The sequence below is a fragment of the Anabaena sp. 90 genome (assembly GCF_000312705.1).
Classification (GTDB): Bacteria; Cyanobacteriota; Cyanobacteriia; order Cyanobacteriales; family Nostocaceae; genus Dolichospermum; species Dolichospermum lemmermannii.
Window position 1 is genome coordinate 20803 of record NC_019429.1, and the last position, 16432, is coordinate 37234.

General features: G+C 38.0%; 13 protein-coding genes and 1 pseudogene. 5 read left to right on the top strand and 9 right to left on the bottom strand.

Annotated features, from left to right (window positions below; all coding sequences use genetic code 11):
- Nucleotides 1–17 precede the first annotated feature (17 nt).
- Both ANA_RS23135 and ANA_RS23140 read left to right on the top strand, forming a co-directional pair.
- Nucleotides 18–293: a hypothetical protein gene (locus tag ANA_RS23135; RefSeq protein ID WP_015081702.1), complete on the top strand. Its 276-nt coding sequence runs from the start codon at nt 18–20 to the stop codon at nt 291–293.
- Between the two features lie 69 nt (nt 294–362).
- Nucleotides 363–743: a hypothetical protein gene (locus tag ANA_RS23140; protein WP_235082163.1), complete on the top strand. Its 381-nt coding sequence runs from the start codon at nt 363–365 to the stop codon at nt 741–743.
- Between the two features lie 259 nt (nt 744–1002).
- Here ANA_RS23140 and ANA_RS23835 read toward each other — a convergent pair whose 3' ends face one another.
- Both ANA_RS23835 and ANA_RS23150 read right to left on the bottom strand, forming a co-directional pair.
- The gene (locus ANA_RS23835; RefSeq protein ID WP_015081704.1) at nt 1003–1998 is read right to left on the bottom strand and encodes a hypothetical protein; all 996 of its coding nucleotides are present in this window, start codon (nt 1996–1998) and stop codon (nt 1003–1005) included.
- 2 nt (nt 1999–2000) lie between these two features.
- The gene (locus ANA_RS23150) at nt 2001–4985 is read right to left on the bottom strand and encodes a DUF5906 domain-containing protein (RefSeq protein ID WP_015081705.1); all 2985 of its coding nucleotides are present in this window, start codon (nt 4983–4985) and stop codon (nt 2001–2003) included.
- Nucleotides 4986–5360: 375 nt separating this feature from the next.
- On the opposite strand from ANA_RS23150, the gene ANA_RS23155 reads away from it, so the two are divergent.
- Nucleotides 5361–5702, top strand: coding sequence for a hypothetical protein (locus tag ANA_RS23155; protein WP_015081706.1), 342 nt, complete (start codon nt 5361–5363; stop codon nt 5700–5702).
- A 230-nt stretch (nt 5703–5932) separates the two neighbouring features.
- Nucleotides 5933–6250 (top strand): hypothetical protein, encoded by a 318-nt coding sequence (locus ANA_RS23160; protein ID WP_015081707.1) that lies wholly within the window; start codon nt 5933–5935, stop codon nt 6248–6250.
- 760 nt (nt 6251–7010) lie between these two features.
- On the opposite strand, the gene ANA_RS23165 is transcribed toward ANA_RS23160, so the two are convergent.
- From ANA_RS23165 to ANA_RS28405, 5 genes and pseudogenes are all read right to left on the bottom strand, one after another.
- Nucleotides 7011–8585, bottom strand: a complete 1575-nt coding sequence (locus ANA_RS23165) for a group II intron reverse transcriptase/maturase (RefSeq protein ID WP_015081708.1) — start codon at nt 8583–8585, stop codon at nt 7011–7013.
- Between the two features lie 210 nt (nt 8586–8795).
- Nucleotides 8796–9038 carry a hypothetical protein gene (locus ANA_RS26325; RefSeq protein WP_148279086.1) on the bottom strand — a complete coding sequence of 81 codons (243 nt, stop codon included), beginning with the start codon at nt 9036–9038 and terminating at the stop codon, nt 8796–8798.
- A 79-nt stretch (nt 9039–9117) separates the two neighbouring features.
- Nucleotides 9118–9729: a hypothetical protein gene (locus ANA_RS23170; RefSeq protein ID WP_235082156.1), complete on the bottom strand. Its 612-nt coding sequence runs from the start codon at nt 9727–9729 to the stop codon at nt 9118–9120.
- A gap of 220 nt (nt 9730–9949) precedes the next feature.
- Nucleotides 9950–10255: pseudogene (locus ANA_RS28025) on the bottom strand (thermonuclease family protein); the annotation flags it as partial.
- A 12-nt stretch (nt 10256–10267) separates the two neighbouring features.
- Complete coding sequence (locus ANA_RS28405) at nt 10268–10396, bottom strand: thermonuclease family protein (protein WP_256380225.1); 129 nt, start codon at nt 10394–10396, stop codon at nt 10268–10270.
- Between the two features lie 185 nt (nt 10397–10581).
- On the opposite strand from ANA_RS28405, the gene ANA_RS23180 reads away from it, so the two are divergent.
- Nucleotides 10582–11238 carry a hypothetical protein gene (locus ANA_RS23180; protein ID WP_015081710.1) on the top strand — a complete coding sequence of 219 codons (657 nt, stop codon included), beginning with the start codon at nt 10582–10584 and terminating at the stop codon, nt 11236–11238.
- A gap of 34 nt (nt 11239–11272) precedes the next feature.
- Here the strand turns inward: ANA_RS23180 and ANA_RS23185 are convergent, their stop codons facing one another.
- Both ANA_RS23185 and ANA_RS23850 read right to left on the bottom strand, forming a co-directional pair.
- The gene (locus tag ANA_RS23185) at nt 11273–12406 is read right to left on the bottom strand and encodes a hypothetical protein (protein ID WP_015081711.1); all 1134 of its coding nucleotides are present in this window, start codon (nt 12404–12406) and stop codon (nt 11273–11275) included.
- A 304-nt stretch (nt 12407–12710) separates the two neighbouring features.
- Nucleotides 12711–16013, bottom strand: a complete 3303-nt coding sequence (locus ANA_RS23850; RefSeq protein ID WP_015081712.1) for a hypothetical protein — start codon at nt 16011–16013, stop codon at nt 12711–12713.
- Between the last annotated feature and the right edge of the window lie 419 nt (nt 16014–16432).

Genomic DNA, 16432 nt, shown 5'->3' on the forward strand with positions numbered 1-16432 from the left:
ATTACCAGGGAATCCCAATGGACAGAGATCATTACGATAAGTTAAGCGCTGAAGAAAAGTTAGAATTTTTGGAAATTGCTACTGAACATTTGACGATAGATGAAAAAGCTAAGTTAGTAAAGAAATTATTTCCTATCAAAGACGATAATAGTTGCTCTGTAACAATGGGAAATTCTCAAGTCCACGCCAACACTGTCTATCAATTTAATCTCAATAGTAAAGATGAAATCAAAGATATATGGGAGGCGATCGCTGAAACAATCAAAAATAATCCTAACAAGAAAGTTGAATAAAAGAGAATATGCCAAAACCCCAGGAGCAAAATAAATCACGTCATGCCGCAGCCGATGAGGAATGTTGTGATGATGCGTAGATGGATTGTGTTTCGTGCTGATAAACGTCAACCAGGTTGGCAAGACAGAAAATATGCTCACACGGGTTCTTTAACCAAAACTCTAGGTGAACACTATGATTGTTCAGATACACCACTACCCGAAGTTGGTTATCGTCCCCCGGAATTTATTAAAGTTGAGCAGTTTATTGATGCCGAATACCCAGAAGCCAAAACCCATCATCATTTAAGTGATTGGGAAGTAACCAGTGTTGAAACCTATACTCCTGATATTTCCGGTATGGGATTTGATATGATTGTGATTTGTTATTGTAAGTATGTACCTATTAATGCAGCACTTCAACCAATGCCAGAACGACAGATGCCAGTAAAGCAAACAGTAAATGTTTAAGATTCAGAACTTCCAGATATTTGCTTGGAAGTTTTTTTTATGGGCAACAACAATAGACAGGGATTTTCTCAGTATTTAAGTTTTTCTCTAAGAATTTCTCAGTAGTTTAGTTGAGGATAATTAATCCCACATCTAAAAATTATTTGCTTTAATCATTTTATATTATTTAATACGCATCACAAAATTAAGAACTCTTAGTTACTAAATTTACTAGGTTCTTGTTGTAGAATTACCCAAGAAAATTCTTAGAGAAAATTTATTATTTATGAGTTTTCTTAGAGTTTTTACTGAGTGTTATAAACTCCCTGATATTTTGTACACTATTACCGTTGTGGATCATATTTGCAACTGCGGTAACTATTTTTGTGGCAACTCCCAAAGAGCGGTTTTTCCATTGACCATCAATTTTCTCCTTCCAATTGTATCCCCAACGCCAATGTAGATAATTGTGCTTATCGCGTTCACCTTCTACACGAGGGTAACTAACTATTGAACCATTCTTTAATTTCTTATTTTCAAGATACTGGTACAAACAACCACAGGCATGGGTTATTTCAGTATCTAAGTTTTTCTCTAAGAATTTCTCAGTAGTTATTGACCCCGGCGATAGTTGCAAGGTATTGAACTCTGTTAACTCCGATGGCGGCAACTCTGGGATCAAGAAGATTTCCTGCTGTCTATCTTTGTTTTCTAATAGTGCCGTTGCCGGACGGGACTCCAAGGGGTCTAGCCAACTCGGCGGGATATCGTACCACTCGCTCAGGATAACCGGGGAATCGTTTACTGAGGATGTCTGTACAGTAGTTATCGTTCTCGCAGATTCCCACAAGTTCCCAACCTGCACGGAGTCCGGCAATTCCAAAACCTGCTCCGACTCCTGAACATAAATCGAGTTGTCGCATTTTTCCTCTAAGAAAATCAAACTGACTTTTTCGTTGACTTCAAACCACCCAATTGAAAACCCCAATTCCACTGCATTATCGACAACTGACAAATTCAGCTTCAGGGCTTGACTGAGTTCTTGTGTGGAAGCTGTTGTTCCATCACTCAAAAACAAAGCTATAAACCCTATCAGTTCCCAGTGTTCAGTAAGTTTTTTAAAATACCAATCTGGACTTAGATACTTTTGCTTAATGTAGTTAGTAACAATTATGGTTTGGTGTTTCCAAGTAATTGTGTGGCCGTCGTAAGAGCATGAACCGTCTTCCCAGGACTGACAATAATCCCAAGGCGTAGTTAATTGAGTGTTAACCATTGTCAGTAACTCCCTGAATCACTGTTGATGCTGCTTTCTAGTTGTGAGTCTGCACTGATTATTTTTGTTGATGTGGTTTCTGATTGGAGCTTTGGAATCGGAACTTCAGCAATAGTATGAGAATCATCAGTGCTTATATTTTCTGTTTCTATTCTCAATAAGGAATTTTCCCTAGCAATAAGATCATCTGCCACATCACCTATCACACCACTTTGCACACCAGAAATACTTGCTGTACAAGACTTATGTTGATCGCACACCAATTTCTCTTCTTTTTTCTTTTCTTCATTAAATTCTGTTTCACATTGTTGGGAAAAAGTTAAATCATTTTCTTGATTTTCTGTTTCCACAAAATTATTAAAACTGGTGTGATTGGTGTGGAAGTCTTGATTTACAAGGCTTTCTTGGTGTGGCAACTGCTGTGTATCTGGTTTGGAATTTTCATTTATTGCTATGTAGTTTTGCTTATTGACAATAGAACCAAAACTTACACCTTGTAACACTTGCATATTACGTTTACCAGATGGATGAGGTACAGTTACTAATTTGGCTTTGGGGAACAGTTGTTTAAACCTTGCTATCACCTGATTTACAGCCTTCACATTCTTATCTGATGCTTTTACCTGCTCTTGCCAAATAGCTTTTTGCTTCCCATTTTTAGTTTCTTCATAGGTAAGAGTTCCGTTATCTAAATACCACTGCTCTAACCTGGTCCAAATATCTGAGGCTGATAGATAGTCATTAGGGTCATAATTTAATTCTGTATCCTGGATAAACTGGAATAGGTGAGAGTTTTCTACTTGGATATCTTCTAGTGTTTGTTGGGTGCAACTGTAATCTATACCGTTAATCATCAAATCTTTAAGGGCATCAAGTAGGCGATTCAACAAAGCAGGGCATACCATCAGCCGTAAAAACATGGGGTCATAAGCAAAACGTGGATCTGCTTCTAATTCCCCCTTGCTTGGATCTGCACCTATCTTGAATGTCTTATTAAAATCTATGACTGCATTACGAGATAGTATGGCCTCAAGACTACCTTGTATATTTGGGACATCGTTGATATTGAATAAACAGATTGCATTGGGTGTGAACTCCTCATCATCTTTGCCTTTGCCCTCAGAATCAAGTGGATTACCAGTAACAAATGCTTTGAGGCTCTGGATCTTATCTAGCTTTGTGCTATTGGTATTTTCCGATGCCCAGTTTATCCGCGAATAGATTAATTTACGCAGTGGGAATTTGCGCCCAGCATCATATTGAGCAAAGTCAGTAAGGGTAGCTGATGTTATACCTTGTTTACCATAAATTGTGGCGATCGCTTCTCTGAGAGCATCTTTACCATTGCTACCTGTACCTTTGAGGAGTAAAGCCCGAATTAATCTACCCTTCAAACGTCTGACATTGGGTAAGTCTAAGCTGGCAGCTATGACTTTTAAGAAAATTTCCCGTTGAGGTGCATCCAATACATTAAGTAAGCGATCGCAATCTCCGGGATCTGCATTAGGATTATATTCAATCAGTGGAGCATATGTGTAATAGTAGCTGGGGTGATGGGCGACTAACTGCCATGATGGTTTATTACCATCCCACGTAATTTGCAGAATACCGTTGAGACAGTTTAATCCAGATGGGTTGAGACTATCTAACTTCACGGAAAGCTTTGATTTTGCCCATTTTATTGCTTCATCAATTCTGGAGGGTTTGGCATAAGGATAGGTTGCAACCAGTGTGTTATTTTCCTCACGTTTCCAAACTACATAGCTGTCGCAAAAATCGGCTATCCGCCTTCTCTCTATACATTCCGGTACTAGCTGGTAATGATTGCCTACCCATTTATAAAGCTTATCACCAGCGCAAATCCAAGGGGTATCCATGTAGAGTGCTTCTAATGCCAATTGCGAAAATCCTAATTTTTTTCTTTCTTTACCAGGGGGAATATCATCAAATTCTTCTTGCGCTTGTTCCGTTTGTTGTTGTGCTGCTTCCCTGATTTGGTTTTGTAGTAGGCTGGCTAATTCATCTCCATTCATGGCTACTATATTTGCAAAATCAGCTATATCGCCCTTTTCTGGACATTCTGGGAAGATGGTTAGAGGATCAATTACTACAAATGGTAATCCGACTTTAGCAGCAGCTTCACCGCATTTTTTAGCTTTGCTGTATCCGGTATCATCATGATCTGGCCAATAAATTATCCCAGCTACCCCAGCATCCTTGAGAGATTGAAAATACTGAAATAAAACCTTTTCACCCCAACTACCACCTTGAAAAGTGAATGTTAGTAGTTGATAAACGAACCGTGCAATGTCGGTACATTTCTCACCCTCAACTCCTAACACCCATTTACCTGCACCGTATTGGCATATTTCATCAAATCGGTATGGTTGCCAGTCATCACTACTCTTGCCTTTGCCTTTGACTGTCTCACCTTTATTGTTGATGTGGTAGGGAATGGTTATTTTATCCTCATTTGGTTTATCAGTTCGGTTTACCCACTGGGTAGAAGAATAGGGGTATTTAGTAATCAGGTTTTCCCCCACCATTATTGTTTCCAGTGCTGTTACTGGGTTAGGCAAAATGCCTATGCTGATGTTATCTGTGGAGATTGGGGCTGGTTGTAGGTTTTTCGCTTTACGTCGGATAGGGGTAACTTTGGGGTGTGAAGTGTATTTACTGTGCTTGCGTTCCTCTAACACTTCAGACCAGGGTTTGATTGCTTCCCGAATATTTCTGCATTCGCACCCATTCCAGCACTGATATTCACCTGTATTAATGTCAATGCTGAGGTTATGCCCTTCACACACTGGACAAATGTATTTATTTTTTTCCTTAGCTGGTGTCAGATTGTCTAGAAAATTCCTAATGTCAAATGTCTCAAGAGGTTGATAAACGTTGATGTCAGTGTTTGTTAGTACATGAGTTTTACCCGTTGCGGTGATAATGCTGTCTTTATAATCCTGAATGGGCTTTGGTGTGAGTTTCATGACTGCACCTCCTTAGCCGCGAAAATTAATTGTGCTAGAAATATCTTTGTGAGTATGGCTACGCCACGCAAGCTATCACCAGAGTCTGGAACTTGTTTGTAAATCCTTGCAGGAAATAGCAGTAAACTATTGGAGGTTAGGAAAAACCTGCTAAAAAAGCATAAAAAATCTCTCAATTCGTACTGGAGACAGTAGCACAATCCTGGTTTATGAGTCATAATGTAAGTTAATGAATTAAATTTTTTTTCAATTTTGCCTTAGCCACTGTTTATGGTTAAGGTATTTCTTTACAAGTGAATTTAAGTTCCCCCCATTGTCGAAAAATTACTTTTTACTGTATAACAATAATATACACTATACTTCTACTAATTAACAATGATAGAACCTAAAGAAATATTAATTCAAGCTATAGAACAGGCAATGAGTGAAGGAACGACAAATGCTAAACTTTCTCGTGCTGCTGGTGTGAACAATAGTATGATTTCACGGTTGCTAAGTAGAGAAAGGGAAGATATAAGGTCTGGGGACTTCTTTAAGCTAGTTCATGCACTGCCTGAACACATTCGAGCAGCAACTATGGCTAAATTAGGAATGGTGAGCTTTGACTTAGCGGCAATTGTAGCAAGCTCGCCTCCAGAAGAAAAAGCTAGGGTATTGGAAGCGATCGCTCATTCTTTGAACGTCAAAAATCGGGTTAAAGAACGAGTAGTTGCGTGAATAAATGCTACCAATAGGTTATATACTATTTGATAAATGAATACTATAAGTTTTAATGATAGGTTCTTAGTGAGTGTAGTGTATTAAACCGTCAATTATTGCTACATTTAGATTGTAAACATTGACTGAACAGTGATATTGATAGGTTATTCTTGCAAGAAAAAGCTAGGATATCCCTACATTATGAAGTTCATACAAGTCAAGAATAAAGAAAAATAGAGAGTAGTAGGGTGAGTCAAGATAGTTTGAAACAAATTCTCAATGAATGTAATAAACTTGACGGTGCAATAATTACCGATGTGATTAAAAATTTAACTCATAAATTAAAAGATCAGGAAAAATCTACTCTCTTAGAGCAGCTTGTTTCTGATGTGAGTCCAGAGGTCAAAGCAACTTTGGTAAAGCGGTTGCTAGGTGATGGTGGATTACAAGTAACATTTGGACAATCCCACGTAAACGCCACCAATTTCTATAACATTCAGTCTGCTTCTACAGAACAGTTATCAGAAATTATCTTAGCTATCTCTGATATCATCAAAAAGTCTTAGTCTTTACCTATAGTTTTTACCTATACCAGGGTATTACCATTCTACTTTGTGCCACATTCAATAATTTATTGACTATATTTATTAGTAAAATACTGAGTCTTAGTTTTCCTGTATAGATATTTTATATTTAACAATACTATTGCCAAAATAAGAGCCTTGATAATTTTTGGCAAAAACGGCAAAAATAATCATATATAAGCGTTTCGATGAAAAGGTAGTTTAGAATCTAAAACCCTTATCCTACCGTCAATACATTTAAAAAATCCTTGTCGGAAACCTTTAAGGAATTTTTAGGGGTGATTGTTTTTGCCAAGCAAGAGCGAGGAACGGGAGTTCATGGTTAAAGCATTATCATCTCACCCTCGTAATTTGACTAAGGTATTGTTTTTGATTACAATTTTTATTTCCTCGTAGGGACTGGGGGATTAGGGGATTAGGTTTTGGGGGATAACTCTAGGCAGTCGAAAGGGCTAGTAGGCTTGTAACCAGGCCAGCATTACGAGTAGTAGCCGGGTTGCCCCAGCTTCTTCTTGATTTGCTGTGTCTGGTTGCAAGGGCTGGCTCAGGGAAACTAGCTCTTTCGATTGCCTTTGGGTGGTGGGTGGGCTTGGTCTTTATTTCTTTATTTATTTATATTTTGTACACAGTAATTACAACAATACTTTTCTAATACTGGTTGAGTCGAGGGGGAATATTATTTCCCGCCCCTCTCAGTTAGATCCGTGCGTACCCGTTTCCGTGTACACGGCTCCCGATGTTCTTAGCTTTCGCTTTTGCTCTTATGAATATAATCGTGGCAACTTTCGTGAATAGCTAGAAGGTTTTTAGTTTTCCAGTTTTGGTGGTTTCCATCTATATGATGTAAATGTACCTTCTCGTCACTGAGCATTTTTAACCCACAATGACCACATTTATGGTTTTGCCGTTTGAGGGCTTTAGAGGTATGATTGTTATAGAGCTTGCTGTTACGCTCGCTCCAGTAGCTCAAATCTCCGTCGTAGGGTGATTTCTCTCCTTTGACATTGATGTGTTTATGTTCGGAATAAGGAACTGATGGAAACGCCTTATCTAGTAATTTCTTGCTAGTGTAGCGGTTTTGCTTGGTTTCCTTATTGAATACCTTGAATGCTCTTGTTTCGATGTGGTATAGCGAGTTACGCGACCCGTCCATCTTGCAGAAGCGGTGGTAATTCCTCCAGCCTCTAACTACAGGGGCTAATTTCTCAGCCTTTGTGGTAGCACCATAATTCGAGTTGTTGACGATGAATTTTACTTTCTTGCGAAAAGTTTTATAATTGTCCACTGATGGGACGCATCTGAACTTTCCGTTTTTCTGGACTTTAAAGTGCCAGCCGAGGAAATCGAACCCATCTGTCGCGGCGGTTAGCTTTGTCTTTTTCTCACTGACTTTCATTCCCCGTTCTGCTAGGAACTGACTGATTTTGTCAAGTATTTCTGTGGCATCGTCTTGGGGTCTGAGTATTATCACCATGTCATCCGCATAACGGATTGTTGGTTCAACAATACTCTCCTTTGAGGTTTTGTCTGTAATTCTGTAGTTAGACATCGCATGATATCTATGAATACTTTCAATCCCATTCAAAGCGATGTTAGCTAAAAGTGGACTTACCACACCCCCTTGAGGTGTTCCTTGTTCGGGAAATTCTGGATTAACTCCGGCTTTGAGACAGCGGAATATTCCCTGTTTTATGCTATAAGGAGCTATGAGTTTATCCATGATGGCGGTGTGATTTATCCGGTCGAAACATTTTTCGATATCGAGTTCTATAACCCTTTTATCTATTCCGTTGGCTTTTGAGTTTAGATTATTGAACAAGACTTTCTGTGCGTCATGGGCTGAACGTCCTGTCCTAAAACCGTAGCTCCTGGCGTGGAAAGTTGCCTCGTGGGCTGGTTCTAATGCGTATTTAACAAGGCATTGATACGCCCTATCTGCAATAGTGGGGACTTTGAGAATCCGGGTTTTGCCGTCCTTTTTAGGGATGGGTATTTCACGTAATCCCTGGTGTTTCCAGTCGTTACATTCGGTTTTGAGCTTTTCACTCAATTGAAACCTTTGTTCAAATGTGAGCGCGGTTTTCCCGTCTATTCCTGCGGTCTTTTTCCCAGTATTTAGCTGTGTTACTTGACGGATAGCCAGTAATCTCGCTGCGGTTGATTTCAGAATCAGCTTTTGTAGGGACTTTGCTTTACGCTTGTCTCCAACTTGAACCGCTTTATACACGCGCTTTTGTAGGCGGAATAAGTTACGGCGGAATTTCTTCCAGGGTAACGTCTTCCAAGATTCACTAGAGTTGTCTCTGTGTCTAATCATGCTCTGCTCCAGTCTGTGTATTCTGAACACCTCAGACCAATTACGGTCTGTCCTACCCGAATTGAGGGAGTTCCGCTGCTCGTCCAGCCTACTTAGGGAACGAATCCGCCCTTAGACCCTCAACCCGTTTTTATTCGTTCCCTCGGTTGATTGTTCGTTCCGTTAGGTGTAGCCAATTCAACTGCTGGATTCCCTAGACTCTTGCCGATACTAGCTTAAACGTTCGGCGGGAATTAACTCCAATGAAGTCAGGTGTTGTTGTTGTGTCCTGCTTAGATGTAAGTTGCTTTTTTTAGGCTCTGTTTCACCATGGGAACTCCCCGTTAGCACCAGTGTCACCCCACAACGGATGTCTGATTGCGCCCAGTTAAGAGCTTCGACCTCCCGAAACCGAGTCGGGTCATCGTGGGCAGGTAGGGATTCATACCTGAGTCTGGTAGATGGGACTTTCACCCATATCAGACCGAGAGTTCAACCTTTTTCCATGATTGGATTGGGTTGGTTAGCTTATGTACGGGCTGGATACCGTGATTCAACTAACAACGAATCGCACTAAACTCCATCTTTCTGTAGTAACTTTTTTGACACCATGAGAAATTTTATTATTAAATTCTATAATTTCACCATTACTTAATATTTCAATATTTCCACCATAATAAAATTCTATATTTCCACCTAACAAATTATTTTCACTAATATTAATTACAATTACTTTATTATCAAAAATTTCCCTATCAACATGATTTTTTAACTCACACCCAATATCATACTTATACAATAAAATACTATTCCAATCTTCACCACCCCACAAATCATTACATTTATTTCTTAATCCATTATTAATTTTTTCACCATCAAAAATACTACATTTAAAACCTAATTCCACACCCACACCAAACCACAAACACTTTCTCCCACTACTATTTATTTTATTATTCCATTTTTCACCTACTAAGCTACTTTCATAATTTCTAACAAAATTCCAAATCTTTATTTGATCCACAAAACCTTTTCTAATAAACATAACAACCAATTGAATAATTATAACTCTATTATAACATGATACCATGCTATATGTCCATTTTCCATATTTTCCATATTTTCCATATTTTCGATAACTTCCTGGATGATGCAAAATCCCCAAGAACTCTTTACTTAATCACTCTTTCTCCATATTTCCATATTTCCATATTTCCATATTTCCATATTTCCATATTTCCATATTTTTCATCTCTCAAGACCAACGTTTATTCCAGTAGATAAAGCATGATGATTTCTTCGGAGTGTTTTGATATCAAAGATATTAATTAGAACATTTGTATAGTCGAAAACCCCCATAATCGCATACTTGCATATTTATTAAGTTATTTATTCTTTTTTGACTTTCTATAATCCCAAGGCTTTTCATAGTTCCCACTCGCACTCCACACACCAAGCTTTTTAGACTTCGCGATCGCTTCCCCATTACCCATTGCCACCTGATTAGGACAATTTTTGTACCTATCGTAGTTGTACGCCATACCGGATTTAGTCATCTCTTCGTTAATAAATTTCTCTGTACCATTTGCAATTACAAAGATTTCGCCAATTTTGCGACTATACTTATCTGTACCCACTATTGATATTTGTACTTTATTAGTAGGGGAAACTAAGGATCGCAAATAATCTCTGGATTCTTTTCCTTATGGTTGAGAAATTTCCGGTGCATCAATTCCACAAAATCTAATTCGTTCCACAACACCATCTTTTTGAACTTTGACAGTATCCCCATCATGAATGCTTAATACTTGCCATTGTTCAGATATTGGCATGGCTGAAATGCTTTGTAGGGATACATTAGAGGAAACTGGAGAATAGTTTTTAGCAAGTACAAAAAAGCCTGTACCCAGTACAAAAAATCCCAGAATTGATATGATTTTTCTTAACGTCATAATTCATTTACAAATTCAAGTATATAGAATACTATACTATTTGTTTAATACAATTATGGGATTTTATGAAATTAGTTAAAAAGATTTTTAGTTTAGGTTTGTTGGCTGCGATACCTGCCGTAAGCTTCGTTATCACAGAGACAGGAGTTACCAGCAAAGCTAATGCAGTTCCCTTTGGAGCAGCAACCGTTTATAAAGTTACTCAAAGTGGGATAAGTTCTGTTTACTTGTCTGGAACAGCCAACAGTAAAATAGAAGTTGACTTAGGATCAACACCAAAAACTACTGCTAGAGTTGTTGGTTCATGTGGCGAGGTCAAAATAGCTGTTCCCACCAGTGGATCTTTTGCAGGGTTAAAAGTAGATGGAACTTCTATTGATACTGCTTCTTTGCCGATTCAAACTTTGCCAACTTGCATTTCAGGAGCTTTTTCAGAAGCAAGACCTGCAAATTTTAAAACTCCAAACGGTCAGGTGGTAATAGTGGGTAAAACTGCTGGAAGTGCGGCAACGATTGCGCTTCCTAGTGATGTAACAAAAAATATTAACGTGAATTCCTGCGGATTTGGAAAAATTACCGCTACGGAAACATTACCACTAACTTCTTTTTCTATTGCCGGAACATCATATACTCTTGCTTCTTTACCAAATGCAGGACAGCCTCCTGTTTGCAAAGTTGCAGATGGAGTTTCAACAACTTATACTCCATCCTCCTGGCCTTAATTTTCAGTTTTCCGAGGGCTTATTTTAGCCCTCTTTAAATTTCTGCATTTTTAACACCTAATACCAATAATTTTATTTCAAAGAGCGATAGCGAAGCGCTCCGTAGGAATCGCCGCATTTTCCCCCAAGAACCATAAGTATTAGCCTTGACTTTATCAAGTTCCGATTGCTTTGCTAAATATCCCTCAGTATCGTTGTTCCCCCTAATGTAACGTAGCTCAAATACTTTAAATTGATCAATAGCCCTTGCTCCCACAACTTGGGCAATTTGAAAGTCAGTTCTCCCCTCATCGAATTTCACCAAGGCTACTGCCACTTTCTCTCTGATAGTATCTGCTAATTGAGCGCGGGCGCGTTGTAATTCGGCTACTTTAATTTGGAGATCAGAAATAGCGATAGCGAAGCGCTCCGTAGGAATCGCATTGCGATTAGCTTCTGTATTTGTCCCTTGAGAAGCTGTAAATAAGGGTACACCAATAACATTAATTAATCCGTTAATTAGTCCAGTTTTACCATTAAATATTCCCAATAAATTATCAATTAATCCGTTCCCCTCTTGAGGTTTACCAGCGGTGGGAGTCGGTCCGAGTAAATATTGTAAAGCTGGAGTTAATATAGAGAGTTTTACAGTTTTGGCATTTTTAGCCCTAGCCTCATCTATTTTGCTAGTTGCTTCTTGGATTCTGGTATCCAATTCTTTTAGCAATGGTGAATCTGCAACTGATTTATTCTGTAATTGTTCTAGACAGCTTGATGTAGTTTCCAAGCATGGTAAACCACCCCGCATGATCCGCCACATATCATCATTAAATTGCTGAGTCAATAGCTTATCAATATCAGGTTTTGAGAAAGGGTTTTGATTCTTAGGGGAAATTTTATTATCTAAATCATTAGCTTTTTGTTCAGCTTCTTCAGGATCTAATGGTTCTGCCGATTCTTCTGTGGTTTCCTCTGTCGAAGTCTCAACGTTATTATTTACAGGTGTTACAGATTTTGGTATCGGAGTTGCACTTCGACTTCGCTCAGTGACCGTCGGAGTTTTATTGACGGGTTTTGTCGGGGTTACTGTCGGTGTTTGTCGGGGTTGGGTATTTTGCGCTAATGTGGCTTCAATTTTTAGTAGGGGAAATGTTAGAAACAATAGTAATAGTAGTTGTGTATTTACCATTTTTACCCACCCAAGGCTTAATCTTTTTAATATACCATCACCACTATTCCGTTACGTTTGTTTCCATTCAATTAATATCCCCAGCGAGTGGGGACCATAACTCAACAAGCGATAGCGAAGCGCTCCGTAGGAATCGCTGATCAACTAGCTGAGTTTCCATTCAATTAATATCCCCAGCGAGTAGGGACCATAACTCAACAAGCGATAGCGAAGCGCTCCGTAGGAATCGCTGATCAACTAGCTGAGTTTCCATTCAATTAATATCCCCAGTGAGTGGAAACTTGCTTTATTTGGGATGATTTAACTAATCGTAGGCATCCCTCCCATCTTTCACGATAGCTATCTCTACTATTGCTCCAATGAATGCCCCTAGAATATCCGGCGCTAATTCCCTAGTAATCCTGCTAAATGCCTGATAACCAATAGCTTTAGCCACTTCTAGCAGTTCCTGGACAACTTCTGGAGGTGGGTTATCTTTGATTAGAGGTAAATAGTCATTGACTAAGAATTTTTCATCGTCTGAAAGTCCAGAAAAATTATTACTACCCCTATATAGAGCTTTTATTAGGACTAGTAATATTTTTTTGAGGGCAATGAACCCACCAAATTTACTAGCTATTTTAGAAATATAGGGCTGTGATAATTTGCTTATTTTAGCAACAGCTTTTTGTGTACATTTAATTCCTGTGTCTATACATTGCTTAAACGCTTCTAATAGATAATATCTGCTTACCTGTTCTCTATCACCTGCTGTTGGTGTAATCTCAAAAGCAGTGGTTTTGGTTAAGGTTGCACCGGGGTAATAATCTAGTAGGTAACTAAGATCGTCATTACTGGTGAGATAAATTGTTAGTGCTTCATCAGGGCGGCGGTTTGCTCGGAGTCTGCCTCCCATCTGAATAATCTCTGCTTTCACTAAATGCTCTATATACTCCTGAAATTGGGGATTATCTTTACTAGTATTGTAATCCCCTGTTAAAGTTGCGTATTTAGCCGCTACAGCCCCTATATCCTGATAAGGTGAACCGATAGCAAATAAAGCATCGTGATTCATGTATTTATTAGTACCGCGATTATCCTTAAACCAGTAACCTTCACCATCTTGTTTGTGTTTGAGGTGGTCAATCACTCCCAAATTTTGATGATTAGATGCTAAGTCTATTCTTAGAGCATCTAATTGTTTAACTTTTGATTTACTTCTGTCTTTACCACATAATCCTAAATCAGTAATTTGTACCACTTTTAGATTTGAGTAGTTAGATAATTTTTCACAGATGACTAAGATTTCACTGGCATCTATTCCTAATTCAAAGGCTACTGTTTTCCGGGTAGCAGTTGCATCTAGTAAAAATACATTTTGAAATTTACTTAGTACCTCTAGTTGTCTGGTGTTTTTTGTGGTAATGATTAACTTGTGATGTTTAATCCTCAATGCCCCAGGACTAATATTAGCAATAATTTCTAATAATGGTGTTAACCAATTCACTATTAGATTATCTAATAATTCATGGGATTCTTGACTTGCTTCTTTACCGAATGTATAACGAATATATTTTAAGGTTTTGGGGTTTATTCCCTTTCTTTCACTTGTATCAATTCCATCTAAAGATACGCTATCAGCAGCTTGAAAAATACCTTCTAAATCAGGTGATAACACTTTTAAAGCCTCAATGATATTGGGGATAATGTTATGGTCAATGTCTCCCAATATATCCATTACTTGATTGTGATTATAACCATAGTAATTTTCTTTATGCTTGGAAGATAAATATTTCTCCAATGGTGAGATAAAATCTTTGATTTGTTTCCAAACTTCTGGTAAATGTCTAGCAATTTCTCCTAAAGTCTTTTGGTACTCTATTAATGATAATTCTGTAGTTTCCACTAGATTAATTTGACGACTAGATTCATCTACAAAAGCTAGGGATTTTTCCGGTATTTCTGATGGTAATGAATCAATATGGCATCTGATTCTATCTTTCATCAGTGCTTCACGCCGATCTCTCCTGAAAGTTGCACCAGCTATTTTATCTAATAGATTACCTTCAAAATCTACACCTTGACAATTGGCTTTGAATTTACAAGTATGACAAATGGGATTTAATGATGATTCACTATTTGATTCTTGATGATAGCCTTTAGATGCTAATTTATGAAATAAAGGTGTTTTGTGACAATTCCCGGAAATATTGGCTTCTTGATTTTGAGGCCAGTTAATGGTGGGATTACCCAAGGGGGTTAAGTTGTTCTCATCTGCATACATTCCATTATTTCTAACTGGTAAATCGGTGTAGTTTTCTTCTATTGATTTAGTGGTGGGATTGCGGTGTTCATTGGATATGTACCACAATTTATTGACTTGTAACCATTCTGGTATAATTTCTCCTACAAAGTTGGATTTACCAGCCCCGGTACTGGACATATCTAATATATATTTTTTGCCACTTTGAATAGCTTGATTGTAGGTTTCTAATCTATTAGCAGAATCAAACCATATATCAACATCTAAATTACTCCTAGATGATTGTTTAAGTGGGATAGATGCTGGTATGGATTGTGGGATATATGCTTGCTTGAGCAGGGTTTCGATAAATAGTTTACATTCCCAATCTTCCCTAGATATTTCCTGATTAACAGGTTGTTTTGCTACTGCTAATATGGCATCTATGTATGTATTCAGATGTTCTTTATAAGCTGTCTGAATTTCATTCTCTAGTAGTTGTCTACTGTATAATCCATCCGCTATTAAATCTGCAATATCATAGCCATCTGTACTGTCTGGATTTAATCTCTGGGGACTTAATTCAATGTATGCTAATTGTGCTTTGTTAGCCGCGATTCTTAGTTTGTTGGCTTTGTTGTAACCTGCTTTGTCATTGTCGGGATAATATACAATACCAGCAATATCATGAGATTTTAAGCATTGGCAATATTGTTCTAGTTTGGCATCAGTCCACTGTGAACCTTGAAAGGTAGTGGTAAGTAAATTTTGTTGTCTAGCAGCATCAGTACATTTTTCTCCTTCAACTACTAAAACAAATTGGTTTTTACCATGTTTGATGATTTCTTCTTGATGGTAAACAGGCCAGGGTTTGTCACCAATTCCTTTAACACTGTTACCAAGAATATCCAGATGGTAAGGAATGGTGAGTTTTTTCTGTTCACCATCTTCTATAAATTCGTATCTAACTACATACTGTGTATCTGAGTATGTATAGATGATTTGTGATCCTCTACTGTTATGTTTCTTTTGCGGAATAACACCAGGAGCAGGTAATTTGGCTAATTCAATGTTTTGGGGTAATGGTGCTGGTAATGGTGTTGGTAACGGATCTGGTTTTTTGGCAGGGGTGATCTGTTGGTAGTTGATTCTGCCGTTGTCAATACCTGCTTGTTTTAAAGCATCTTCTAAGGGATTAACAGCTTCTCGGATATCTTTTAAATGCTGTTTGTTGCCAGGTTCTCCCCAACATTGGTACTTACCAGTTTTAATATCTACTGTTAATGAACCTTCACAGACTGGACAAATATATCTATTTTTGCCTTTTTTGGGAGTGAGTCTCTCTAGGAAGTTCCTAATATCAAAGGTTTCTAGTATTTTATTCATGCCACACCCCCACTAATTGCAATGGGTTGGCAAGAATTAGAAGAAAAATGTTTACACTTTTGTACTTTGCAGTCTATAATCAGAGGATAAGACTGCCATGAATTAGTTCTCATGGTTTCTGGTTTGTTGATCCAGATGTTTTACTTAGAAGAGTTTTCTCAGGACATAGACTAAGTAAAGAACTGGGTTTGCTAATTTTTAGATTTTCTAAGCTCTCAAATTGTTGCCAAGACAGTTTGGGAGTTTTGATTTATACTGGTAATCAAGGGTTATCATTCTTCAAAGAGCTATGAAGCATGATTGAAAAATTGACTACTGATTACAATCATACTATATCAAAGAAAACCAATTTCAGGAAAATTTATTTTTACTATTAAGATTTCTTAATCTGTATTGTACGTGTCTAAAAGCTTATTTAC